The organism is Deltaproteobacteria bacterium, from assembly GCA_005879535.1.
Classification (GTDB): Bacteria; Myxococcota; Myxococcia; order Myxococcales; family 40CM-4-68-19; genus 40CM-4-68-19.
In genome coordinates this window covers 1-24,020 of the sequence record VBKI01000084.1, presented here as the reverse complement: position 1 = coordinate 24,020, position 24,020 = coordinate 1, and the positions used below count along the sequence as shown (strand labels likewise).

The window sequence follows — 24,020 nt, the reverse complement described above, 5'->3', positions numbered from 1 at the left end:
GATCAGTGCCGCGCCGCGGGTTGGTCCGGCGATCGTTTCGCGCCGAGGGCCGCAGCGACGCCCTGCTTGAGCCATCCCTTGACGCGGCCGAGGTGCAGCTCTTCGCGCTGCAGGGCGGCCTCGAAGGCGCGCACCATCTCGTCCTGTCCCGCCTCCTGCGCGAGCTCGATCAGCGACTCCCAGCAGGCGTTGTCGGCGAGCTCTGCCACGAGGAGGCCTTCGAGACACTGGCGCAAATCGGTGCGCGGATCCGCCAGGACCTGGGGAATGCCCTTCGAGAGATTCGCGGCGATGTCGGCGGATGGCGTCATGGCGGTGGGATCCGCGCCCAGCTTCTCGATGCAACTCTGCAAGAGGCCGAAGTGAGAGAGCTCGTCGCGCTGGATTTCCAGCAACTCCTCCCGGCTCGGCCCCCCGGGCCACGTGGGGTACGCTTCCGCCTTGATCAGCACGACCTCGTAGAGCCGCGCGCCGATCCGTTCGAACGCGAGGCGCTCGCCGAGCTTGTCGATGAACACGCTGGCCTTCTCTCCCTGCAGCGCCTTGAGCACGGTCTTCGCCGCGCCCTTGAGCGAAGCCGGCGGCGGGACCGTACCGATGGGCTCGGCTTCCCGGGCGCAAGTGGACCGCATCAGCGCCGCGGCCGCTCCGTCCACGGCCGGACCCCTACCCTCCACCGCTCCCTGGATGGTCTTCGGAGCTTCGATCGGCGAGGTCGCGATCCCCGTTCGGTTCATGCCCGTGTCGAATGCGTCGCTCATTGCAGGCTCCTTTGCTGGGACTGCGCCAGGTCGCGCGCCCGAGGCGACAGCTCCGTTCCGGGACGCCAGACGTAGCCGTTGGCGACCGCTTCGGAAGGACTGCCGTCCTTGTTCAGCCGCTCGCGCCGCTCGAGGCTCCGCCGCGGCTCCTCCGCAGCCTGCACGTAGTCCGCCCCGGAAGCACGCAGGTTGACCTCCTGCTTCAACGTCTCGCGGATGAACGCGCGGTGCTCCGTCCAGCGGATCGGGGAGGGAAGCTGGTTGGGGATCACTTCACTTGCATCGCGCCGCTCCCGCGACTCGAAGAGCTCGCGGACGAAGCGCAGCTGCCCCAGCTCGAACTGCAGCATCCGCTCCCAGATCAGCTTGATCCGCGGATGGGTCTCCTGTCCGAGGCAGCTCCAGTAGGTGTAGACCTCGGTGGCCTCATGGAGGAGCCACTTGGTGAGCCAGCTCTCCTCGGGAGGAATCAGCGACTCGTACTGGGTGACGTGCTGCTCCTCGATCGAGGCGATCTCGGCGTAGAGCTGACGGGCGATCGGGTCGCTGAAGAGCGGCCCGACGTGCATGTAGTAGTCGTGCGTCTGGTGCTCGGCCGCGACCAGGGTATAGGCGTGCAGCTTGGAGAGGGGATGCGCCGTGGCCGGATCGTACGGCCTGCGCAGGTCGTCGAGCGGATGCCGGTGCTCGACCATCGTCGGCCGGCCGGGTCGAATGTCCGTGTACGACTGCGTGATGTTGTTCGCATCGCCGCCTTCCAGGCGGTCGTAGAGCGCTGCGTATCGGTACAGATGGTCGAAGTCTTCGAGGAGCCCGAATCGGTGCGTCTGCGCCAGATACGGATCCGGTTCCTTCTGCGCGATGTCGGCGGTGAGCTCGATGGCGACCTGCTCGTAGCCCAGCGTGGTCTCGAGGGGCGACTGGTCCGCTGGATGGAGCCAGTTCACCAGCGTCTGCTGTTGCTGCTCGATCCGCCGGATCCGCGCCAGCGGCTCGCGCAGCTCGCGGTTCATGCGCGCGGCGACATGCAGGAACCGGAGCTGCTCGCTCTCGATTCCGTTCATGAGGATGACGCGGACGCGCGTGAAGGCGTCGACGTCGAGCTTGCTGTAGGGACGGCCGACCATCTCCTTCCAGCTCAAGGATTGGTCGTCGAGCGGGATGCCACGTTCCTTGACGAGGTCGAGGGTCACGGGTGGGCTCCTGTGGGAATGCAGCGGGCCCGTACCGTGTGGACGCCGATCGGCGCGCGCAACCCGACGCCCTGCGCTTCACCCGGCGGGACGCGGAGCGGGCGGGCTTCTACGGGTAGTCTTCGTCGCGGTGCGCGGCGGCGATCGCGCGGCGGACGCCATCGTCGAGCTTCTGCGGGTCGACGATGACCTTCCCCTCGATGACCTCGCTGACCGCCGACAGCGGAATCACGGTATCGCCGGCGTCTTCGATGTAGATGACGAGCTCCTGCGGGCGCACCTGCCGCACGGCGCCGAACTCCTCTTCGGCTCCTTTTTCGAACGCCTGGAACCCGACTTCGATGCGCGGCAGCTTTTTCTTTGCCATGGCACGCATGATGCCGTGGCCGCGCGCCGGATGCATCGGTCCCGATCGCGAGACCGGCCCACAGACGGGCGAGAAAGCCCTTTACACCCTCGCGTCGCGCCCTTATGGTGCGCCGCACCGCGCCAAGCGGCGCGGCCCTGCTCCGGAGATGAAGCGGATGGATCAGTTCAAGTCGAAGGTGGCCCCTGCGGACGGCAAGCTCGCGGTCCTCTTGCCGGGCATGGGCGCCGTGGCCACGACATTCATCGCCGGCGTCGAGGCCGTCAAGGCGGGACTGGGCAAGCCCATCGGATCGCTGACCCAGATGGCGCACGTCCGCCTCGGCAAGCGCAGCGAGAAGCGCTGGGCGATGATCAAGGACCTGGTCCCGCTCGCGCGCCTGCAGGATCTGGTGTTCGGCGGCTGGGACCCGATTCCGGACGACGCGTACACGGCGGCGGTGAAGGCGAAGGTGCTCTCGCCCGAGCATCTCGCGCAACTGCAGCCGACGCTTTCGAAGATCCGGCCCATGCCGGCGGTGTTCGACAAGAACGTGGTGAAGCGGCTGGAAGGCGCGAACGTCAAGCGCGGCACGAAGCGCGAGCTCGCGAACCAGCTCATCCAGGACATCCGCGGCTTCATGGACAAGAACAAGTGCACCCGCGCGGTGATGGTGTGGTGCGCGTCGACCGAGGCGTACCAGGAGGCCGGATCCGAGCATCAGAGCATCGCCGCGTTCGAGAAGGCGCTGGACGCGGACCATCCGAACATCTACCCGTCGCAGATCTATGCGTACGCGGCGATCTCGGCTGGCGTGCCGTACCTGAACGGCGCCCCGAACATGTCCTGCGACTTTCCCGCCCTGGTCGAGCTGGCCGAGAAGCGCGGAGTCGCCGTCGGCGGCAAGGACTTCAAGACCGGTCAGACGCTGATGAAGACCATCATCGCCCCGGGTCTCAAGGCGCGCATGCTGGGGATGGAGGGTTGGTTCTCGACCAACATCCTCGGCAATCGCGACGGCGAGGTGCTGGACGATCCGGCGAACTTCAAGACCAAGGAAGTCTCGAAGCTCTCCGTGCTGGAGCAGATCCTCGAGCCGGAGCGCTACCCGGAGCTCTACAAGGACCTGCAACACAAGGTGTCGATCCATTACTACAAGCCGCGCGGCGACAACAAAGAGGGCTGGGACAACATCGACATCGTCGGGTGGATGGGCTACCCGATGCAGATCAAGGTGAACTTCCTCTGCCGCGACTCGATTCTCGCGGCGCCCATCGTGCTCGACCTCGCTCTCTTCGGTGACCTGGCCGCCCGCGCCGGGATGAAGGGCATCCAGGAGTGGCTCAGCTTCTACTTCAAGAGCCCGCAGCACGCCGCGAGCGTGTACCCCGAGCACGATCTCTTCGTGCAGAAGGTCCGGCTAGAGAACAACCTGCGATACCTGGTGGGCGAAGAGTTGATCAACTACCTCGGCTCGGACTACACGAACGAGTAGATGATCTCGCTCATGGTCCTGCTGGTCGCGCAGGCAGCGGCTCCCAGGGGGCTGACGCTGCGCGAGCTCCAGGAGCGCGCGCGCAAGAACGATCCCCGCGCGATGCAGGCCGTGGCGCAGCTGGAGAACGCGCGGGGGAAGCGCGACGAAGCGGCTTGGGCGTTCTTTCCCAACTTCCAGACCACGGCGTACGTCGCCGGTCCCACGCCGGAGCGGCGGCTCGCCCGCGACTCGGACAACGCAACTGATCCCGGCAACCTGACCCCGGGCAGCACTGGCGGCTGGTTCCACGGCGAGCAGGGCATCACGGCGCACGCGGAGGTGCAGGCCATCCTGCCGCTCTGGACATTCGGGAAGTGGACCGCGGGCAAGTCGGCGGCGGGCCACCTCGTCAACGCCAACGAAGCGCTGGTGCAGCGGGCGCGCGACCAGTCCGTCTACGACGTCGCGCGCGCGTACTGGGGTTACCAGACCGCGCGCAACGCGGACACGGCGGTCCAGAAGGTCCGCGACCGGGTCAAGGACGCGCAGAAGACGGCGCAGAAGCTGCTGGCGGCGAAGAGCGAGCAGATCAGTCGCGCCGATGCCATGAAGCTTGATTACCTCGCTGAGGAGATCGAGGCGCAGCACGCCTCGGCGTTGAAGAACCGCGACTTGGCGCTGACGGGGCTGCGGCTACTGGTCGGCGCACAGCCGGCGGAAGAACTGGCCATCGCGCAGCAGGATCTTCCCGACGCTCCGCAGACTCCGAATCCGGACGAGCTTCTGCGCCGCGCGCTGCAACAGCGCCCGGAGACGCGCGCCGCGAACGAGGGCGTCGGGGCGCGGCAGGCTCTCGTCGACCTTGAAAAGGCGCGGATGTGGCCGGACGTTGGCTTGGTGGGCGGGTTCCGGCTCACCGAGACGACCAACGCGAGCAATCCGTCGTCGCCATTCGTCTACAACCCGTACCACGAGTCATCGGGTTACATCGCGCTAGGTATGCAGGGCACCTTCGACGTGCCGCAGAAGCTCGCCCGCCTCCGCCAGGCGCAAGCCGATCTGCAGGAGGCGGTCGCGATGCAGTTGGGATCGCAGCAGCTCGTGCGCCTCGAGATGCAACAGGCCTTCGGCGACCTGGCGGAAGCGCGCGTCCGCGTGCAGCGGTACTCGAAGGAGACGGACATCGGAAAGCAACTCTCGACGCAGGCCGGAGTCGCCTTCGACTCGGGACTAGGGGACGCCCGGGAGCTTCTCGAAGGAACGCTGCTCTACACGCGCGCCGACGGCGAGCGGCTGAAGGCGCTCTACGACGCGCAACTCGCCTGGGCAGCGCTGGAAAAGGCGGTCGGGGCTCCGCTCGGACCCTGAGCCAGGCATTGAAGGTTTAGATTTGGAGCCCGTCGAAGGTCGGAGGAGGCCATCGTGACGTCGCTCGCCATCGCCCTCATCGTCGCCGCCGTGCCCCCCGGCTCCGCCAGCGCGGCCGTACAGAGAACGCAGGACAAGGTGCGGTCGGCGCTCAGCACCTGGTTCAAGTCCGAAGGGCAGGCGCGCACACGGGCCCGCGAGCAGGCGCGCAAGGCGGTGAGCGAGCTGATCGACTTCGACGCGCTCGCCAGGTCGACGCTGGGCAAGAAGTGGGACGAGATCAAGCCCGCCGATCGCAGCCGCTACACCGCCGCGCTGAAGGGAGCGATGGAGGCGAACTACCTGGCGAAGATGCGCCAGGGCAAGAGCACCGACGTCGATCGCATCCGCAGCGAGGTCACCGGCGAGGACGTGCAGGGCGGCAAGACCGTGGTGCACACCAAGGTCAACTCCGGCGAGGACACCGCGGCGATCGACTACGTGATGGAGAAGCGCCCGAAGGGGTGGCGGGCGGTGGACGTGATCACCGAGGGGGTGTCGCTGGTCGAGACGTACCGCGAGCAGGTCGCGAAGATTCTTGCCAAGAAGACCCTCAACGACGTGATTGCCGCGCTGGACCGCAAGCGCAAGGCGCTCGAGGCCGAGGAGACGAAGCCGGCCTCCGGGTAGTAGACTGTCGGTCATGCACCGGTACTTCGCCTACGGCTCCGCTCTGTCGAAACGACACATCGGCGAATGGGCGGCGGAGCACGGCGTCGATGCGCGCCTGTTCGCGCGCGGCGTCGCTGCGGTTCTGCGCGGGTACCGCCTCGCGTTCGACGTCGAGAGCCGGTTCTGGGGCGGCCGGGTCGCCAACCTGGCCGAGGACAAGGACGGCGAGGTCCACGGCGTCCTGTTCGAGATCCCGCTGCCGGCAAAGGAAGCAGTGCTGCGCAAGGAAGGCGTCTCGACCGGCCTCTCCGAGGAGATCGACGTCTTCGTCGAGGCGGAGGGAAAGCGCATCGCAGCGAAGGCGTACGTCGCGCGGCCGGAGAAGCGGGGCGAGGAAGGACCCGCCAGCGGAAGGCTCCTCGAGTACCTGATCGAGGGCGCCCAGGAGCGCGGGCTGCCGGAGAGCTGGGTCGAGCTCCTGCGCCGGCAGGCCGCTGGGACCCCGCAGCCGCCTCCGGGTCGGGTCGGCCTGAAGGTCGAGCAGAAGCGGTAGCGGTTACTGCAGCGAGCACTCGTTGGCGAGCTGATCCGGAGTCGCGCCCTGTGGCCTCGCGATGGTGTGGCTCGCAGGGGGCGAGACGCCCTTCTCCACCCACGCGGTGAGCGCATCGACGGCGGCGCGCGCACACGGCAGGATCGGCCGCAGCACGGTGTCGCCGTACGCATCCACTCCGGCATGATCGTCGTATTGCGGGTCGACGTGGTTCCCGCCCCGCACGACGTAGTAGCGATGCCGCTGCGAGCGGCGTTTCTGTGCAACGAGCTGCACGTACAGGTCGGAGTCGGTGGCGATGGGCAAGAGCGCGTCCTGATCGCCGTGAAGCGTGATGAGCGGATGCTGCAGATCGCCCGTGTTGGCGACCGCCTGGACCCGCTGCGCGAGCGCAGGATTCTGCAGAACGCGCTGGCGGTAGTCGTAGGACGCGTCGGGGTCGGTGGGGCCAACCGCCTGCGCGGGCGGCATCACGCACGGCGTCCCGACGCCCGAGCAGGTGTACGCGGTGAACTCGGGATCGAACTCCAACCGGTAGATCTTCTGCGTCAGGCCCCAGTAGATGCCCCAGTGATAGGCCCAGAGGGGCTGGGATTCCGGATTGAAGCCAACCGCCGCGAGCGCGTCGACAGCCGCGGGCACGCCGAGGATGTCGCCCGGGTACTGCGCGAGCGAGGTCGGCAGGTAGGTGAACAAGTTGAAGCCGGTCGTCGGCGTCTGCGTCTGGATCGCCGCGGGAAGCGAGGAGAGGAACAGCGTGCCCTCCCAGTCGACTCCGCCGTCGTAGAGGCGGTCCTTGCCGTTGCCGTCAGTCTCGATCGCGCGCCGCGTCTGGTAGCCACCGTTGGAGATTCCGGCGGCGTACGAGCGGGTGACGCCAGAGACGCCATACTGCGGCGCGATCGAGGTCAGCAGCGCGCGAGCGGCCGCGGTCGCCTGCCGCATGCGCGACGTCCACTCCTGAATCGCGGCCCCAGGCTGCCACGGCGCGCCTCCGCCTTGACGGAAGAAGTTCGCGCCCATGTTCCCCTTGTCCTGCGACACGTACGCCCAGCTCTTCTCCAAGGCGTAGTCGGAGAGGATGAAGTCGCTGGCAAAGGCGTCGCGGATGCCCGGGGTTCCCGCCGTGAGCAGATGTCCGTCCCAGCCGTCGGGAATGCGGATCACGAACTGCGCGTCGTGATGACAGTCGGCAAAGCAGGTCTGGCCGACCGTCGGCGGGGGCGTGCACCCCTGGATGAAAGGCGCGCCATTCTTCGCGGTCAGGGCGGGCTCCTGCTGGAAGGCGTCGCAGGCGTCGGGGAAGTAGCCGTCGATCTGGATTCCACCCACCGGCGGTGAAGTCGGCGCCGTGTACTTCGAGTTCAAGGTGCCGGAACCAGGCGGCGGATAGCCCATGCCGGTCAGGCTCTGCGGATCGGTGTACGGATTGTTGGTGGTGGTGAGATCGGCGACGGCATGACAGTCGATCCACTCCGCGCCGAGCAGCTGGCGCCACGCTTCCAGGTCCTGCGGGCAGGCGTGCTGGGCGCGGACGGGCAATGCGGCGAGCCCGATGGCAAGGAGGAGCGCCTTCTGCATGCGGGAGACCTCCGGCGGAAGCCTTCCGGATTGTTTGCACGACCGCCGGCTACGCGTAGCCCCAGCGGCGGCGAAGCGTCCACTCCGCCCCAACCACGAGGCAGAGCAGCGCAAGGACCTTCCAGTTGTCCCAGAGCGGCTTGCTGGTGCGCTGTCCGACCTCGACGCGCTCGGGGTCGCGCCAGGGCAACGTGGCGAGCGCATCGGAGGCAGCGAGCACGCGCCCCTTGGTCGCCGCCGCCAGGGCTTGCAGGACGTCCGGCCGAGGAGCGGCCTCGACCAGCTCGCGCGACGCGGGTGCCACCACGAACGCGTCCTCCGCTTCGCCGATGGCGGTGCCGTCGCCGCGCTTGGCGGTCGCCGTCGCCTTGTACGCGCCCGGCGGCAGCGGGGGCAGGACGACCCGCGCGCTTCCGTCCGGGCCGGCGAGCGCGGCGCCCATCGGACGCGGCGAAGGGTCCGTCGCCGAGGACGTCACCACCGCGATCTGTGCGCCCGCGGCCGCTCCGTAATCGCTGCCCCGCACTTGCACGTCGAGGGCGGGCGGCTCGCTTCCCGGCTCGAACGAGAGGCGCTCCGCGGTCACCCGCATGGGCGTCAGCGCCGGGTCGCGCACCAACCAGCGGATCGCCGAGTGCCAGAACGTTTCGTACGCGCGCGGTCCCTGCTGGGCGCCGGCGGCGACGAAGCTCCAGAACCACGAGGAGTCGGAGAGCAGCGCCAGCACCCGGCCGCGCCCGGCTTCTCCGACGACGAGCACGGGCCGCCCCTCTGCCGATTGCAGCAGCGTCTGTGCGCCGCCCTTGAGCGGGCCGATGGTGTTCAGGCCGGGCAACCTGGGCAGCGCGGCCCAGACCAACTCGTTCTGCGCGCCGCTGGTGGCGAGCTCGGTGACGGGATGGCGCCGGCCGGCATCGGTCAAGCGCACCTGCGCCGGCGTCTCGTCGACGGCCGTCGGTCCCGAAGGAAGCAAGGTGATCGGCAGCACGTCCTCGATGGGCGTTCCGGCGTAGTCGCCGGCGGAGAAGCTCTGATCGCCGCCGATCATCGCGAATGCGCCGCCGTCGCGGACGTAGGCGGCGATTCCGTCGAGGTACTGCGACATCCGGTACGGGCGATGGTTGAAGTTCTGGAAGATCACCAGGTCGAACGTCTTGAGCTGCTCCTGGAAGATCTCCTGCGTGGGGAAGGGAATGAGCGAGAGCTCGTCCTGCGAGCTGTGCGGATCGTCTCCGGGCGTCCGGAGGATGAAGAAGCTGATCAGGTCCACGTTCGGGTTCTTCTTCAAGAGCTGCCGGAGAAAGCGCACGTCCCACGAGGGCCGGCCGACCACCAGCAGGACGCGCACGCGGTCGCGAATCACCTTGAGGACGAACGAGCGCGAGTTGTTCTGCGCGATGGCCTCGCCCTCGTAGACCGGAGCGCTGACGGTGAACGCGAACTTGCCGGTGCGGTCGGGAACGAACGCCAGCTTGACCTCGTACCGCGTGCGGCTGCCGTCGACGTGCACCGTCTTTTGAGCGACCACCTGGCCCTCGCGGCGCAGCACGATCGGCACGTCGGTGGACCCGAAACCGCGCGCGGTGACCACGACGTCGACGGTCACCTGGTTGCGCACGAAGGCGAAGTCGTCGACGGCGATCCTCTCCACCGCCAGGTCCTTGAGAGCCTGCGCCCCGACCGGGAGCGCGAAGACCGGAACGTTCAGCCGGCGCAGCTCCGCGCCTGCGGTCTGCGTGACGCCCTGGGACAACTCCGCGTTGTCCGCCCCGTCGCTGGCAACGAACAGACCCGCGAGCGGCCGGCCTCCGCTGCCCCCCGAGGCCGCCGCGATCAGACCCCCGAGAATGTCGGTAGAAGGACCCTGCGGATCGGCCGGAAGCCTGCCCGGGTCGGCGGGCTGCAGCTCCTTGTCGAATCCGTAGACGTCCACCTGGAACCGGGAACCGAGCTGCGCCAGGTCCGCCTCGTGCTGCGCGGCCCAGCGCCGCAGCTCCTCGGCACGCGTCGGACCCGCGGGAGAAGCGGGAAACTTCATCGACCGGCTGGTGTCGAAGAGGAGCGCGACGCGCGCACGGACACGGCTCTCCGCGCGCAGCTCGATGCCCGGCTCGAGAAGCAGGATGAGCACGAGCAGCGCCGCCGTCAGCCGGAAGGAGAGGAGCGCAACGCGCCGGTAGCCGGCAGGCTCGCTGCGAAAGCCGCGGAACGACAGCCAGACTCCGCCGGCCAGCGCGATCATCGCCAAGGCGAGGAGCCAGCCCGGCAGCGTGGAGAGAGACGTGATGCGCCAGGCGTTGTAGGCGGTGTCCGGGATCAGATCCTCCGCCGCTTCATGATGAACGGGATGTGCACCTGGTCTTCCTTGTAGTCGAGGCAGAGGGCATACATGGCGATATTGACGCCCAGGCGGATGGACTTCTCGCGCTGCAGCTCACCGCCCGGCGTGATCTCGAATTCCCAGGTGCCCAGCGAGTCGCGCGCGAGCGCGCCGATCAGGTCGTTGCCGGAGTAGAGGATGGCGAGCCGTCCTCCCAGCTCGAGCGCCTCCAGGTCGGCCGTGGTGGCGACGCGGCCTGCAGGCCCATCGAGGAGGTAGAAGGACTTGTAGAGGACGTGGTCGCGTGCGACGCGGCCGAGCTGCGCGCCGGGAACGATGCGCGAGACGAGCTGGCGGGCGGATTGCTCGAATGCCCCACCGCGCGTACCGCTCGCGTCGTCCATCATCAGGAAGCCGCCGTAGCTGAGATATCTGCGCAGCTCGGCGATCTCGTTGTCGGCGGGCGCGGGAAAGGCCTGGTCGGAGGAGAGGACCGCGAACGGGAAACGGAACAGCTCCGGATCGGCGAGGGCGATGGACTTGACGGCGGGAGACGTCTCGATGCTGGTGCGCTTCGAAATCTCCCAGGACAGCCGCGAAAGGCCGTCGGGCCGCGGGTCCCATCTACCGCCGTGGCGGAGCTGGGCGAAGGTGAGCCGCGCGGCGTCGCCGAACGCGAGCACGCGGCGCGCCGCCAGGAGAAGCCCAAGTCCGAGCAATGTCCGGCGGCTCGCCATCGATGGAGCAGGGTAACCGCATTCGCGCGGGATCACTGCAAGAACCGGTCAATTTCACCGGCATTCCCGCCTTGCGACCAGAGGCATGCTCGGGTACCTTCGAGTGACATGGCACAGAATACCCAGTCCGTCACCGCCACGCGCAATACGGTCCCGGGAACGGCCAACGACGCGCCGGTGGCGCCGCCGCTGTTCACCGAGGCCCCGAAGCGCGACTACATTCCCGACGCGAAGCGGGTGGGGGACGGAACCCTGGCGCCGGAGCTGGCCAAGGCGCGCGAGCTGTTCGCCGACGGCGATTACCAGGGAGCGCGGACGGAAGCGAAGCGCGTGGCGAAGAGCAAGGACGCGACGCCGCAGGCGCGGATGGAAGCGGGCGATCTGCTAGACCGGACCGAGATCGATCACGGTCCCATCGCCGCCGCGGTGGCGTTCGTCATCCTGCTCGGGCTGATGTTGATGTTTTTCGCGACCAACGGGAAATAGCCACGCACGCGCTGCAGGAGATGCTCCAGTCTGCCGCCGACACGGCGATGCGTGCGCCAGCGTGGGTTGCCTACGTGCTGCTCGGGTTGGCGCTGGTCGCGACCGTTCTCGGGCCGCGCGGGCAACGGGCTGTGAACGCGGCCATGCTCTCCGCGGGCGTCTTTGTTTGCGCGTTCTTCGGGCTGCGAGGCGTCGGACATGCGTGGGTCGCACCGGTCACGGCCGTCATCGCCGCGGTGCTCGCCGCGCTCTTCGGCGTGGTCGCAGACGCGTGGGGAACGGCGGCGCTGCTCGGAGGACTCTTCGCGGCTGCGGCGGGGGCCGGCGTCGCCGCACTGAAGGGGCCCTGGGTTCCCGTCGCGGCGGTCGCGGGCAGCATCGGCCTGTTCCTGGGGATCACCCGGCAGCGCAAGATCGAGATCCTGCTCCCCCCGCTCTTCGCGGCGGGCTGCGCCGCCCTCGGCGCGACCATCGGCTGGGCTCCTCATCAGCGCGGCGCGATCCTCTGGCGACTGAACGACGTCCGCTGGGTGCTCGGGCTGATCGCGGCGTTGGCCATTCCGCTCGTCGTCCTTGCCCTGCAGCGCGAGAAGTGGAGACGGAGGAAGCTGGAGGGGCGCACGCGGGAGATGGACGACGAGGATCTGAAGAAGGCGCTCGCGGCGCGGCAGCCGGTATACGAGCGCGCGGCACAAGCGGAAAGCGCCGCCGCCGCCGACCCGGCAGAAGGACTGCCCGAACCGGAGTGATCATCAGAGCGGCGTGATGCTCAGGTTGTCGAAGTAGGTATCGTTCGCCCAGCTCGAAAAGCCGAAGCGGTCGTGGCCCGTTCCGGAGAGCGGAGCCGGGTCGTCCATCTCCAGCGCGAGCTGGCCGTCCATCTCCCACCGAAGCTTCCCGCCGTGCTTGGTGACCACGACGTGGTAGGTGCGGCCGCGCTCCACCTTGAGGTCGCCGCGCTTCACGACAAACGGCGTGTCGCGCTGCCAGTACTCGCCCTTTTCCATCTGCGTAAGGTCCCTGCGCGCGCTCCACTGGACGAAGGGCTGCTGGATCGCTTCCATGAGCTCCCGCTGCCGCGGATATGGCCGCGCCGTAGCCGCGAGCTGGGCCCGGGCCTCGTCCTGCGTCAGCGCATGCTCGTCGAGCTTGCAGATCCGCGACTCGCGGTTGCGCCAGGCTCCGAAGAGGAAGATGTAGCCCGTGGAGTGGTTTCGGCCGTCGCCGTACATCTCCCACTTGATGTCGCCGTCGGGCCCTTCGCTGCGCACGTCGAATTCGACGCGCACGTCCGGAGGCAGCCTGGCCTTCAGCCAGAGCGGATTGTTGCCGACGCCCGGAGAGTAGACGCGGCCGTCGGCGATGCGCCAGAGACCACCGTTGGACCACCAGGCATCGCCGAGAGTCGCCCGGTCGAAGTTGTCCTTGTAGGGAACGGCGACCGCCACCGGCGCGGCGCCGCGCAGAACGGCGTGGAGGAAAGGAAGCTGGACGGCGACGATGACGGCGGCGACGGGAATGGCGATCCGCGGAGCGAGCCATGGATGCCGGGCCGACAAGCTCCTCCGCGCGGCCGCAGCGGGTGCCTTGGACGGCGGTGGCTCTCCCGCGGGTTTGACGGCAGCCATGGGCTTGAGGCCCGCCCGCTCCGGGCTCATGACTCCTCCGCGGGCGTGACCGAGAGCTGGGCGAAGTCGGGCAGCTCGCGGCGAAGGTAGTCGCGCAGCCTGTCCGTCAGGCGCGCCTCCAGCTGCCGCGCGCGCTCGCGGGTGACGCCCCAGAGATCGCCGATCTGCTGCAGCGTCATCGGTTCGCGATCGTCGGGCGGAGCGATGCGATTCTCGAAGAGGAACCTGTCCTTGTCGGCGGTGAGCGTCTTGCCGAACTCGGCCAGCTTCTCCTTGAAGATCCGCCGCAGCTCCTCGTCGGCCAGCTGCTCGTCGACCGGAGGCGCCGTTTGCACCAGCCGGTCGCCGTGCGTCTGACGGCCTTCGTCCTGCCCGCCCACCGCCACCGGCGCGTCGATGGAGAACTCGTCGTTCGACAGCCGCTGGTCCATCTCGCGCACGTCCTGCTCGGTCACGTCGAGCCTTTCGGCGAGGAGCTTGGGAGCGGCCTCGAACCCTTGCGCCAGCAGCTTCTCCTGCTCCTTGCGCAGGTTGAAGAAGAGCTTGCGCTGCGCCTGCGTGGTCCCGAGCTTCACCATGCGCCAGTTGTCCATCAGGTATCGCAGGATGTAGGCGCGAATCCACCACGCCGCGTACGACGAGAGCTTCACGCCGCGAAAGGGATCGTACTTCTGTACGGCTTGCATCAGGCCCACATTTCCTTCCTGGATGAGGTCCAGGAGGCTGAATGCCGCCCGCCGGTACTCGTGGGCGATCTTCACCACCAGGCGCAGGTTCGCGGTCACCAGCCGGTAAGCGATCTCCGGGTCGTGCGTGCGCTGGAACTTCACCGCCAGCTCGTGCTCCTCCTCGCGCGAAAGCAGCGCGTGCTTCGCCACCTCCGCCATGTATCTCTGCAGCGCGTCGGCGCGCGCGAGGTCGCGCTCGACGGGAACGGGCAGCGTGTTCTCTGCAGCCGGCCCTTCGTCGGGGGGCTCGGCCTCGACCGCTTCGGGCTCCAGGACTTCCGGCTCGAGCGGCCCCTTCTCCTGCGGCTTCTTGTCCTGCCGGTCGTTCCGCGCCTTTCGCGGCGCGCGAGCCTTTGGCGGCTTTCCGGGCCTCTTCGATTTCGGCGCTTTCGCCTTGGGACTCATCTGTATTCCGAGAAGGTGCGGTGCTATACAGGCTAACTTTTTCCTCTTCAAGCAGACGATGAGCGATTACGTCGCCACTACAAGCTTCGCTGATCTTCCAATCTCCGAAGAGCTGCGCAAGGGAATCGCCGAACGGGGATACACCACCCCCACGCCGGTGCAGGTGGCCGTGTTCGGTCCGATCCTCGCCGGCCGCGACCTGATCTGCCGAAGCAAGACGGGCACCGGGAAGACGGCCGCGTTCGGGATTCCGTTGCTCGAGCGCATCCCCTCGGCCACCCGCAAGGCGTCGGCCCTGGTGCTCTGCAACACGCGCGAGCTGGCGCTGCAAGTCGCGCAGGAGATCGAAGCGCTGGGCAAGTACAAGGACCTCCGTGTCGTCGCCATCTACGGGGGCGCCGGGATGGGCGCCCAGACCGACGCGCTGACGGAGGGAGCAGAGGTCATCGTGGGAACGCCCGGGCGGGTCTACGACCACATCCGCCGGGGGAACCTCAAGCTGGACACTGCGCGCATCGCAGTGCTGGACGAAGCCGACGAGATGCTCTCCGCCGGCTTCTACGAGGAGGTCACGCGCATCCTCGACCGGCTGCCGTCCGACCGCCAGACGCTGCTCTTCTCCGCAACCGTTCCGCCGGACATCGACCAGCTCGCGCAGAAGTACCTGCGCAACCCCGAGACGATCCTGCTTTCGGGAGACGTCTTCACGGTGGAGCACATCCACAACGTGCTGTACCACCTGGTCGACCAGTACCCGAAGCCGCGCAACCTCCTCTACCTGATCGAGCGCGAGGACCCGGAGAGCGCGATCATCTTCTGCAACCTGCGCACCGACACCGAGCTCATCGCCAACGTGCTGAACCGCAACGGGCTCGACGCGTGGCCAAGGTGAAGCGCGGCGAGGTGCGGTTCATGGTGGCGACGGACATCGCCGCGCGCGGCATCGACATCAGCGACCTCTCCCACGTGTTGAACTATTCGCTCCCCGAGGATCCGGCGGTGTACCTGCACCGGGTGGGCAGGACCGGGCGCATCGGCAAGAAGGGCACCGCCATCAGCCTGGTCTCCGGAGCGGAGCTGAACACGCTCTCGGCGCTGGAGAAGAAGTACGGGATCGTCTTCGAGGTGCGGAGCCTGCCCGCGCCGGACGAGGCGCGCGCCCTCTGGACCAACAAGCACATGCGCGAGTTGCGCGAGGCGATGCAGAGCGGCGTCGCCTTCGAGGCGTTCCTGTCGCTGGCGCAGGACCTGGCGGCGCGCGATGACGGGCGCGTGCTCGTCGCCTATGCGCTGCGGTACTTCTTCACCCACCACCGGATGGAGAAGGCGCAGATCCGCGCCGCCGGGGAGAAGCTCCTCGAGAGCCATCAGGTCGAGAAGGTGCAGAAGGAGCAGAAGGAAGCGCGGCGGAAGCGCGATCGCAACCCCCGCAAACCACGCCTCGAAGCAGCGCCGCACGGCGCGCGCGAGCCGGCACCGGACACGGCGGGCGATCGGGTCAAGCTCTACGTCGAGCAAGGTTCCGAGCAGGGGTGGACGGCGGAGAGCTTGATGTCGGCGCTTTCACAGCTTGCCGGCCAGCCCCGCGACACCGCCCTCGCGGCGGAGGTGAAGCCGCGCTACGCCTACGTCCTCGTCCGCCCCGAAGCGCGCGACGCATACGTGGCGGCGAGCGGGAACACGCTCAAGGACAAGCCGGTCCGCATCGAGGTCGCGCGTCCGAGGCGCAGGTAGCTGTGGCGTCCGCGCTCCGCTGTGAACGGCTGGTGAAGAAGTACGGCGATCTCGTTGCCGTGGACGGGCTCGATCTGGAAGTGCGCGCCGGCGAGTGCTTCGGCCTGCTCGGCCCCAACGGCGCCGGAAAAACGACCACGGTGGAGATCCTCGAAGGCCTCAACGAGCCCACCGCAGGCAGCGTCGAGGTGCTGGGGATGCGCTGGGAGCGCGACGAGCGCGCGCTCCGGCAGAGGCTGGGCGTCTCCCTCCAGGAGACGCACCTGCCGGACAAGCTGACGGTGGAGGAGAACCTGCGCATGTTCCGCTCGTTCTATCTGCGCGGGCGCCCGCTCGACGAAGTGCTCGAGCTGGTCGGATTGTCCGACAAGCGCGCATCGTGGACGGAACGGCTCTCGGGCGGGCAGAAGCAGCGCCTCGCCGTCGCCTGTGCGCTGGTCAGCGATCCGGAGCTGCTCTTCCTCGACGAGCCCACCACGGGCCTGGACCCGCAGTCGCGGCGGCAGCTCTGGGACGTCGTCCTCGGGTTCCGCTCGCGCGGCAGGACGGTGCTGCTCACGACGCATTACATGGACGAGGCCGAGCGGCTCTGCGACCGCGTCGCCATCGTCGACAAGGGCAAGGTGATCGCGCTCGGAACGCCACAAGAGTTGATCGCTTCTCTCGGAGGCCAGCAGGTCGTCGAGTTCGCTACCGAGAGTCCGACGCAGACCGACGGCTGGAGCGGACTCCCCTCCGTGCGCAGCGCCCGGCGGAGCGCGGATGGCGTGGCGCTCACCGTGGAGCAGCTCCACGTCGCGCTCCCGGCCATCCTCGCCCGCGCGGAGCCGCTCGGGTTGACGCGGCTCTCTACGCACCATGCGACGCTCGAGGACGTCTTCGTCCACCTGACCGGAAGGCGCCTGCGCGAATGAACGCTCCGACCGCCGGCTTGAGGTCCGCCTCGATCAGCCCCGCCCTGTGGGAGCTGACCCTGGCCCGCCTGCGGCTCTTCTTCCGCGAGCCGGGAGCGGTGTTCTGGACATTCGGCTTTCCCTTGCTGCTCTCCATCGCGCTGGGGATCGCGTTCCGGAACCGTCCCGCCGAACCGGCGGCCATCGCGGTGGCGTCCGCCGAGCTCGACCGCGCCCTCCGTTCCGACCCGCAGCTCCGTTCGCGCCCTCTCGACGAACCGGCGGCGCGGGAGGCGCTGCGCACCGGCAAGGTGGACCTCGTCGTGCTGCCCGGCCCGCCGATCTCGTATCTCTACGATCCCGCGCGGCCAGAGAGCCGCCTGGCCCGCGCTCTCGCCGACGCGGCGCTGCATCCACCTGGGTCTCCCGCGACGATCGACAAGCCGGTGACCGAGCCGGGCTCGCGCTACATCGACTTCCTCATCCCGGGGCTGCTCGGGATGAACCTCATGTCGGCGGGGATGTGGGGCATCGGTTACGTGGTCACGGAGATGCGGACGAAGAAGCTGCTCAAGCGGCTGGTGGCGACGCCCATGTCGCGCGCGCAGTTTCTCTGGTCGTTCGTGGTGATGCGCGCGCTGTTCCTCTTGTTGGAGCTGCCGGTCCTGCTGGGATTCGCCTGGCTCGTCTTCCGCGTGGGCGTCGCCGGGTCGATCCCTCTGCTGCTCGGGATCTCGCTCGTGGGCGCGCTGGCGTTCGCGGGGATCGGCTTGCTCGTCGCCTCGCGGGCGCAGAATACGCAGACGGTCAGCGGGCTCATCAACCTGGTGATGCTGCCGATGTTCGTGGGCTCCGGCGTCTTCTTCTCCACCGCGCGCTTTCCGGACGCCGTACAGCCCTTCCTGCGGGTGTTGCCGCTGACCGCCCTGAATGACGCGGTCAGGGCAGTGATGATCGATGGCGCGGGTGTGGTCGCCGTCGCCGGGCAGCTCGGGCTTCTGGCGCTGACCGCGGCGGTCACGTTCTTCGCGGCGTTGCGCGTGTTCCGCTGGAGGTGACTGCGATCAGCTCTCGACGACGACAGGCCTTGCCGCTTGCTCGCGGCGGCGGAGCATCAGGAGGGATCCGACCAGCGCCACCACCATCACGGTGAGTAAGCCGATCTCCACCATTCCTTCCCGAAAGCGTCCGGGCTGTGCCTCGCCCTTCACCGAGAACTCCGCCGTGACCACGAGGATCCTGCGCGTCGCCGCGATCAGACCCACAATCAGGAACGGCTCCGGCAACAGCGCATGCTGCCGGAAGGAGACGCGTACGGTGTAGAGCAGCTCGACGAGCATTAGCACCAGCAGCGTCCTGTCGAGCAGCCCAATCACGGCCTTGAGCGGCGCGCCCTCCATCGTGGCGCGCCAGAGCTCGATGGCGCCGGAGACGAGCAGCGCCGCCGCGCTGAATGCGAGCAGGATACCCATGCCGGCGTAGACGACGTCCTCGGTGAGGCTGAACGCCCGGGCAACGCCTCCCCGCAGCCCCTTCTCGATCACGGGGCCGGTCCCTTCCATCAGAGCTCGACCTTGCGGTCGGTATGGTCGCGGCCGTCGAAGCGCATGAGCACGCCCTTGCCGTCGACGCGGGTGACGATGCCTACCGGCCGGCGCCACATCGCCTGCAGGTTGACCAGCGTGTCCTTCGCGTAGTCGATGCGCAGATCGACGCCGTCGTGGCGGTGCGCGAGGAGGAGCTCGCCGCGGTTCTCGAAATTGCCGTCGATCACCTCGATGATCGGCTGGCCGAAGTTGGTCAGCTGCTGGAGCAGCTTCTTCTTCACCTTCTGGAACTCGCGGTCGAGGATCTCCCAGCGGTTCGCCTTCTCGTTGAACCCGTAGACGAACAGCTTCTGCTCGGCGGCGAAGTCAGCGGTGAGGAATTCGTCGATGAAGGTGACGTCGTTGTAGTGCTTGCGGACCTCGAAGATCTTCTGGCGGCCCAGGCCCAGCTTCTTGTCCCAGGCCCGGCGGGCGCGGAGATCGTCGCACTCGTCGTATTCCTTGCCGAAGCGGCCCTTGTTCCAGCGATCCTCGATGAAACGCCAGAGCTCTATGCCAAGCTTGTACGGATTGATGGCGCCGGGGCGCGTGCCCATGGTGCCCGAGTGGTGGTCGGCGTAGTCGACGATCTCGCTGTCCTTGAGGGCGCGGGTGGTCATGATCGTCGAGTGCCAGTACGAGTTGTGGTTGATGAACCCGCAGGCGGCGTAGCGGTGCGTTTCCTCAACGGAGATGTCGTAGACGTCCGCGCGACCGTGGGTGATCTCGACGATCTCGTCTTCCCACTTCTCTTCCTTGAACCACTTCCGCTGGTGGACGTAGTCGGTGAGCGCCTGCTGCTTGCGGGACAGACCGAAGCCAATCTCGTTGAGGAACTTCTCGGCCGATGCGCCCACGATCACCACGTGCCAGCACCCGTCCTGCTGTGGCCTGCGCCGGCTGAGAATGCCGAAGTTCAACAGGATGAGTTGCACTTGCTCGCTCATCACCTCGCTGGAGGTGCCGAGGATGACGCCCTGCCTTCCGGCGTAGCCATCGCAATCGAAGTACGCGCGAAGGAACGGAGCGACGACTTCCTTTGGGGACCGAAGAACGGCCTCTGGGACCTGCTTGTGACGTGCACTCGGGCCGTGAGTCAGACCCAATTCCTCGACGAGGAGGTCAGAAACATTCTCCGAATGAACCAGCACGCGGTACCGGCCATCATCCCACTTCACGATGCAACGCAGTCCGAAGAGTCCGTGGACCAGAGATGCGAAGTGCTCGATGCACTCGACGTCCGCAGTGGTGAGTCCGAGATGGTGTTTGACCCGGCTGATGTGGCCGTCTCCGACCAGGTACCCAAGGAATGCGCCCAGGTCGGGGCTTACCTCATCCGGCACGGCGATCGCTTCACGTTTGGAAGGCAACTGCTCCTGCAGAGCCACGTTCTCAGCGCTGGAATAGAGCGCCAGCGCGGTCGCCACGCGCTCGGGATTCTTGCGAATACGCAGACCCGAGAGCGCACGAGCAACGGTCTGATGTGACACGCCGGCGCGATCGGCGACATCCTTTTGCGTCATTCGCCGCGGAGGGCGCCAGCTCAGCGGTATGCGGTCGTGCGGCCAGATGCCGGCGCCTCCCGAAACCCGGACTCGCGCGCCGATAGAAAGCTCATCAAGCCGAACCCACGACCCATTGGTCGCGACGATGCGGTGATTGTTCGAGCCAGTGAGCTTGAGGCCACGTCGCGTGCGGATCGAGACGGTCGCATGGTCCTTTATGATGTTGCGGTCGCATACGCGTCGCGCGCACTCGCCGTCCGAAACCTTGTCGGCCAGTCCGTCGACCAACTCGCCCATCGTCACCAGACCTCGCGAAGTGAAAATTCGCGAGTGTTTCTCGATACATGCCCAGCCTTCGTTTGCTATCTTCGTCTGCCCTTGCGGCGCGAAGTAATACGCCTCCTCGCGAATCACGGAGAGCACGTCCGCTTCCCAGCGCTCCAGCGGCGCGTGCTCGATCAGGAACGCCAGCACGTCGCGCTCCGGCTTCTCGGGAAACTTCTTCTTCTGTGCCCGCTCGTCCTCGAGCTTCTTGCGCTGCTCGTCGAGGAAGGCCTGCGGGTTGATGAAGTGCGACATGTACTCGCGGTCCGTCTTGAACCCGCGAACCTCGATCGGCTGCTCGACCACCTCGTCGCGGCTCTTGGCGGGAAAGTGCGGCGCGTGCTGATTGATCAGGTTCTCCAGCGAGAAGCACCGGTCGATGAACGTCTCCACCGGCTCGATACCCACCTTGTCGATGATGCGGCGAAGCCTGGTGGCGTGGTTCGCCATCTCGTCCATCATCTTCCGGTTGGTGTGCTGGAACGAGTAGTTGTTCTTGAAGAAGTCGACGTGGCCGTAGACGTGGGCCATCACCAGCTTCTGGTCCACGTCCATGTTGGACTCGAGCAGGTATGCGTACGAGGGATTGTTGTTGATCACCATCTCGTAGATCTTCGAGAGGCCGTACTCGTATCCCTTGGAGAGCTGCTCGTACTCCATCCCGAACCGCCAGTGCGGGTAGCGGTTGGGGAAGCCGCCGTAGGCGGCCACCATGTTGATCTCGTCGTAGCCGAGGACCTCGAAGATGGTCTCGTAGAAGTCGAGCCCGAACCCCTTCGCGTACCCCTCGATCTCGCGCTGGATGTCACTCAGGTGCGGTGGAAGGCGGGTGTCCTTGTTCTCGTTCACTAAGAGCCCTTCCCGAGGAAGTCCTTGATGGAGTTGTAGATGGCGTCCTTGTTGGCGATCTCGGAAAGCGCGACGTTCTCGACCGCGTCGAAGGCCTCGCGCAGATCCTTGATGAACTGGCCGCTGCCGTAGGGGCTCTCCACCTGCCCGTACGCGAACTGGTTCACCTTGGGCAGGATCTCGCCCTTGAGCAGCGAGACGCAGGTCCGCGTGTCGTCTGCGCTCCAGTTGTCGCCGTCGGAGAAATGGAACGGGTAGATGTTCCAGGAGCCGGAATCGTATTCCCCGTCCATGATGTCGCGGCAGAGCTTGTAGGCGGAGCTGATCATCGTCCCGCCGGACTCGCGGGTATGGAAGAACGTCTCGCGATCCACCTCGCGCGCCACCGCGTCGTGGATGATGTAGCGGGTCTCGAGGCCCTTGTAGTTGGCGCGCAGCCAGGTGTCGATCCAGAAGCTCTCGATGCGGACGATCTCCTTCTGCTCGTCGCCCATCGAGCCGGAGACGTCCATCATGTAGATCACTACCGCATTGGACTGCGGCAGCTCGGTGAGCCGCCAGCTCCGGTACCTCTTGTCCTCGCGGGTCGGAATGACGATCGGGATCAGCGGGTTGTACGTCCCGGACGCGATGCTCCGCTTCAGCGCCTGCTTGTAGGTGCGCTTGAAGTGTCGAAGCGATTCGGGGCCGGTCGTGTGCACGCCCGTGTACTTCACCTTGGGCGTGGTGAGGTTCTTCTTGCCCTTGCTCTGGATGCGCGGGAGCGCCAGCTCCTCGCCCAGGATGTCGGCGAGCTCGTCGAGCGAGAGATCGACTTCCAGCGAGTGCTGTCCTTCGCCCTGCCCCGCCTTGCCCTTGCCGTCGCCTTCCACGGCTCCGGGAGCGAGCACGGTGCCGGGCTGGCCGTCGCCTTGGCCGACGCCGCCCTGGTCCTTGTGGCCGTATCGGAAGTGCGGGATGTCGATGGACGGGACGGGGATGGTGATCAGGTCCTTCCCCTTCTTCCCGATCATCTCCCCCTTCTGGATGTACTTGCGAAGGTTCTCCTTGATCCGCCCGCGGATGATCTCGCGAAACCGGCTGTGGTCCTGTTTGATCTTCAGCGGCACCCGGGGCCTCCACAGGTCAGTGTAGCCCCCAAGTGCGGCCGATCAAAGTTGTTGTACCGAGCGTTGCGCAGCAGCTCACGGGACGGGAAGCCTGCCCCGGTCCTTCATGCATTGAAGACACACGCGCATGACCGACCCCTCGCCGGAACGGACGCACGCAGGGAGCATCCGCCAATGAAATTCAGCGTGCCTCGGCCTACGGAAGGTGCCTCGACACTCGACGGCGAAGCCGGGAGGCCCAATCAAGGGCCATCTACAGCATCGGAGGCGGGTGTGGTCAACGGAGGCGCAGGCAGGGGAAGGCGATCCGCGGCCGCCCGAGCGGACTCGGTGATGAGCTGGGTATCGGCCATGCGCTGCAACAGATCCCGGCGTGCGGCGAACCAGGCCCCGGCTGACTTTCGCATCCGGAAGGGAGCACGGAGGAAGCTGACCAGACCCGCCAACTCCACCGCGTCGAGTGAGGACAATTCCTTCCCGTAAAGGAGGCGGGCTCGTTCGGCCATGCGATTGGAATCCGCCCACGCGGCGAGTGCCTCGGCGCCGGTCCAGTTGCGGCTAATCCACATCTGGAGGGCAAACCGCCGGTAAAAGTCCGGCGGTATCCCGGCGGCAATCAACGTGTCATACACAAGCGTGGTTGTAGGAACCGCTCGCGCTCGTTGAAGGCTGCTGCTTTTGAGCGTTTGCTGACTGGTCCGGGACCCAAGAGGGAAAAATTCGTTGCCGAACGCCACCGCGAGGAAGCCGGCAACGTGCCAAGGCCAGATTGGCCGGATCTCGGCGACCGGCGAGCCCGTCAAGTCGAGCGAGAGTGCTTCCGCAGCCATTTTCGCTAGTTCGCGCCGGGGTCGCACCGGGCGCGGAACATTCAGCAATTCGATCCGGTACGCGGCTTCCACCGCACACGTCGGCGTAACGACCAGCAACGCAAGGGTGACGCCGACCCGCGGCAGCCAGCGTCGGATGGCTCGTCGGTCGAGGACCTGCGACTCTGATGCCTCTACAGGTCCTCCCATCACACTGCCCAGACGACGCGAACGTCAGTCCTTGGCATCGCCCCGGGCGAAGATCGACGCCACGAAGTTGAGGACGTCGGTGGAGCAGATCTCGCAGTACCCGTAGGACTTGATCATCCGATCCTTGACGATGTCGATCTTCTCCTGCGTGTCCTTGTCCACCACCGAGGAGACGAGGTTCTTCAGCTTGATCGAGTCTTTCTGGTCCTCGAAGAGCTTCAGCTCCAGCGCCTTGTGCAGCCGCTCGTTGGTCCGGTAATTGAAGGTCTTCCCCTCGATGGCCAGGGCGCCGATGTAGTTCATGATCTCGCGGCGGAAGTCGTCCTTGCGCGACTCGGGAATGTCGATCTTCTCCTCGATGGCCCGCATCAGCCGCTCGTCCGGCTCTTCGTACTGGCCGGTGTACTTGTTCCGGACCTTCTCCCGCTGCGTGTACGCCTTGATGTTGTCGATGTAGTTGCCGCAGAGCTTGGCGATGGCGTCTTCGTCCGCGGAGATGGCCCGCTGGACCTCGTTCTTGACGATGTCCTCGTACTCGCCCTTCACCACCGAGAGCAGCTCGCGATCGCGCTTGCGCACTTCCTCGCTGGAGATCAGCGAGTGGTGCCGGAGCCCGCTCTCCAGCTCGTTGAGCACCATGAAGGGATTGACGCAGCCCTCTCCCTTGTCGCTCACCAGCGCGTTGGAGATCTTGTCCTGGACGTACCGCGGGCTGATCCCTTCCATGCCCTCGCGGTTCGCCTCCTTGCGCAGCTCCTTGATGTTGT

At 66.9% G+C, this 24,020-nt stretch carries 21 protein-coding genes and 1 pseudogene; 9 read left to right on the top strand and 13 right to left on the bottom strand.

The annotated features are described in order from the left end of the window. Positions 1 to 2: 2 nt before the first annotated feature. From E6J58_19710 to E6J58_19700, 3 genes are all read right to left on the bottom strand, one after another. On the bottom strand, positions 3 to 761 hold the full coding sequence (locus E6J58_19710; protein TMB33828.1) for a ferritin-like domain-containing protein: 759 nt from the start codon (positions 759 to 761) through the stop codon (positions 3 to 5). Next, positions 758 to 1,954, bottom strand: coding sequence for a hypothetical protein (locus E6J58_19705; protein ID TMB33827.1), 1,197 nt, complete (start codon positions 1,952 to 1,954; stop codon positions 758 to 760). The genes E6J58_19710 and E6J58_19705 overlap by 4 nt, the downstream gene beginning before the upstream one ends. A 109-nt stretch (positions 1,955 to 2,063) precedes the next feature. Further along, complete coding sequence (locus tag E6J58_19700; protein TMB33826.1) at positions 2,064 to 2,321, bottom strand: hypothetical protein; 258 nt, start codon at positions 2,319 to 2,321, stop codon at positions 2,064 to 2,066. Positions 2,322 to 2,478: 157 nt separating this feature from the next. Between E6J58_19700 and E6J58_19695 the strand changes: the two genes are divergently transcribed. From E6J58_19695 to E6J58_19680, 4 genes are read left to right on the top strand one after another with little or no spacing between them, the layout of a single operon-like run. Continuing rightward, the gene (locus tag E6J58_19695) at positions 2,479 to 3,795 is read left to right on the top strand and encodes an inositol-3-phosphate synthase (GenBank protein ID TMB33870.1); all 1,317 of its coding nucleotides are present in this window, start codon (positions 2,479 to 2,481) and stop codon (positions 3,793 to 3,795) included. Then, positions 3,796 to 5,145, top strand: a complete 1,350-nt coding sequence (locus E6J58_19690) for a TolC family protein (GenBank protein ID TMB33825.1) — start codon at positions 3,796 to 3,798, stop codon at positions 5,143 to 5,145. 51 nt (positions 5,146 to 5,196) lie between these two features. Beyond that, positions 5,197 to 5,814, top strand: coding sequence for an ABC transporter substrate-binding protein (locus E6J58_19685; protein ID TMB33824.1), 618 nt, complete (start codon positions 5,197 to 5,199; stop codon positions 5,812 to 5,814). A gap of 13 nt (positions 5,815 to 5,827) precedes the next feature. Continuing rightward, positions 5,828 to 6,349 carry a gamma-glutamylcyclotransferase gene (locus tag E6J58_19680; GenBank protein ID TMB33823.1) on the top strand — a complete coding sequence of 174 codons (522 nt, stop codon included), beginning with the start codon at positions 5,828 to 5,830 and terminating at the stop codon, positions 6,347 to 6,349. A gap of 3 nt (positions 6,350 to 6,352) precedes the next feature. Here E6J58_19680 and E6J58_19675 read toward each other — a convergent pair whose 3' ends face one another. From E6J58_19675 to E6J58_19665, 3 genes are all read right to left on the bottom strand, one after another. Next, positions 6,353 to 7,930: a tannase/feruloyl esterase family alpha/beta hydrolase gene (locus tag E6J58_19675; GenBank protein TMB33822.1), complete on the bottom strand. Its 1,578-nt coding sequence runs from the start codon at positions 7,928 to 7,930 to the stop codon at positions 6,353 to 6,355. Positions 7,931 to 7,979: 49 nt separating this feature from the next. After that, on the bottom strand, positions 7,980 to 10,172 hold the full coding sequence (locus tag E6J58_19670) for a hypothetical protein (GenBank protein TMB33821.1): 2,193 nt from the start codon (positions 10,170 to 10,172) through the stop codon (positions 7,980 to 7,982). Positions 10,173 to 10,246: 74 nt separating this feature from the next. Beyond that, positions 10,247 to 10,987, bottom strand: a complete 741-nt coding sequence (locus tag E6J58_19665; protein TMB33820.1) for a DUF4159 domain-containing protein — start codon at positions 10,985 to 10,987, stop codon at positions 10,247 to 10,249. A gap of 108 nt (positions 10,988 to 11,095) precedes the next feature. Between E6J58_19665 and E6J58_19660 the strand changes: the two genes are divergently transcribed. Beyond that, the gene (locus tag E6J58_19660) at positions 11,096 to 11,473 is read left to right on the top strand and encodes a hypothetical protein (protein ID TMB33819.1); all 378 of its coding nucleotides are present in this window, start codon (positions 11,096 to 11,098) and stop codon (positions 11,471 to 11,473) included. A 20-nt stretch (positions 11,474 to 11,493) separates the two neighbouring features. Next, the gene (locus E6J58_19655) at positions 11,494 to 12,222 is read left to right on the top strand and encodes a hypothetical protein (GenBank protein TMB33818.1); all 729 of its coding nucleotides are present in this window, start codon (positions 11,494 to 11,496) and stop codon (positions 12,220 to 12,222) included. Between the two features lie 3 nt (positions 12,223 to 12,225). Here E6J58_19655 and E6J58_19650 read toward each other — a convergent pair whose 3' ends face one another. Beyond that, entirely contained in the window at positions 12,226 to 13,131 is a 906-nt protein-coding gene (locus E6J58_19650) for a hypothetical protein (GenBank protein ID TMB33817.1), read from the bottom strand. Continuing rightward, entirely contained in the window at positions 13,128 to 14,234 is a 1,107-nt protein-coding gene (locus E6J58_19645) for a sigma-70 family RNA polymerase sigma factor (GenBank protein TMB33816.1), read from the bottom strand. Before E6J58_19645 ends, E6J58_19650 begins: the two co-directional genes overlap by 4 nt. A 58-nt stretch (positions 14,235 to 14,292) precedes the next feature. On the opposite strand from E6J58_19645, the pseudogene E6J58_19640 reads away from it, so the two are divergent. From E6J58_19640 to E6J58_19630, 3 genes and pseudogenes are all read left to right on the top strand, one after another. After that, a pseudogene (locus tag E6J58_19640) lies at positions 14,293 to 15,968 on the top strand (DEAD/DEAH box helicase). A 2-nt stretch (positions 15,969 to 15,970) separates the two neighbouring features. Further along, positions 15,971 to 16,882, top strand: a complete 912-nt coding sequence (locus E6J58_19635; GenBank protein ID TMB33815.1) for an ABC transporter ATP-binding protein — start codon at positions 15,971 to 15,973, stop codon at positions 16,880 to 16,882. After that, entirely contained in the window at positions 16,879 to 17,919 is a 1,041-nt protein-coding gene (locus E6J58_19630) for an ABC transporter permease (protein TMB33814.1), read from the top strand. The genes E6J58_19635 and E6J58_19630 overlap by 4 nt, the downstream gene beginning before the upstream one ends. 6 nt (positions 17,920 to 17,925) lie before the next feature. On the opposite strand, the gene E6J58_19625 is transcribed toward E6J58_19630, so the two are convergent. The 5 genes from E6J58_19625 to E6J58_19605 form a co-directional block, all read right to left on the bottom strand. After that, the gene (locus E6J58_19625) at positions 17,926 to 18,402 is read right to left on the bottom strand and encodes a hypothetical protein (protein ID TMB33869.1); all 477 of its coding nucleotides are present in this window, start codon (positions 18,400 to 18,402) and stop codon (positions 17,926 to 17,928) included. Positions 18,403 to 18,422: 20 nt separating this feature from the next. Continuing rightward, a complete protein-coding gene (locus E6J58_19620) occupies positions 18,423 to 21,125 on the bottom strand; it encodes a SpoVR family protein (protein TMB33813.1) in 2,703 nt (900 codons plus the stop codon). Further along, positions 21,125 to 22,234, bottom strand: a complete 1,110-nt coding sequence (locus E6J58_19615) for a DUF444 family protein (GenBank protein ID TMB33812.1) — start codon at positions 22,232 to 22,234, stop codon at positions 21,125 to 21,127. Before E6J58_19615 ends, E6J58_19620 begins: the two co-directional genes overlap by 1 nt. A gap of 242 nt (positions 22,235 to 22,476) precedes the next feature. Continuing rightward, positions 22,477 to 23,136 carry a hypothetical protein gene (locus tag E6J58_19610; protein ID TMB33811.1) on the bottom strand — a complete coding sequence of 220 codons (660 nt, stop codon included), beginning with the start codon at positions 23,134 to 23,136 and terminating at the stop codon, positions 22,477 to 22,479. Between the two features lie 141 nt (positions 23,137 to 23,277). Then, positions 23,278 to 24,020: serine protein kinase (locus E6J58_19605; GenBank protein TMB33810.1), on the bottom strand; the 743-nt coding region annotated here is incomplete at its 5' end.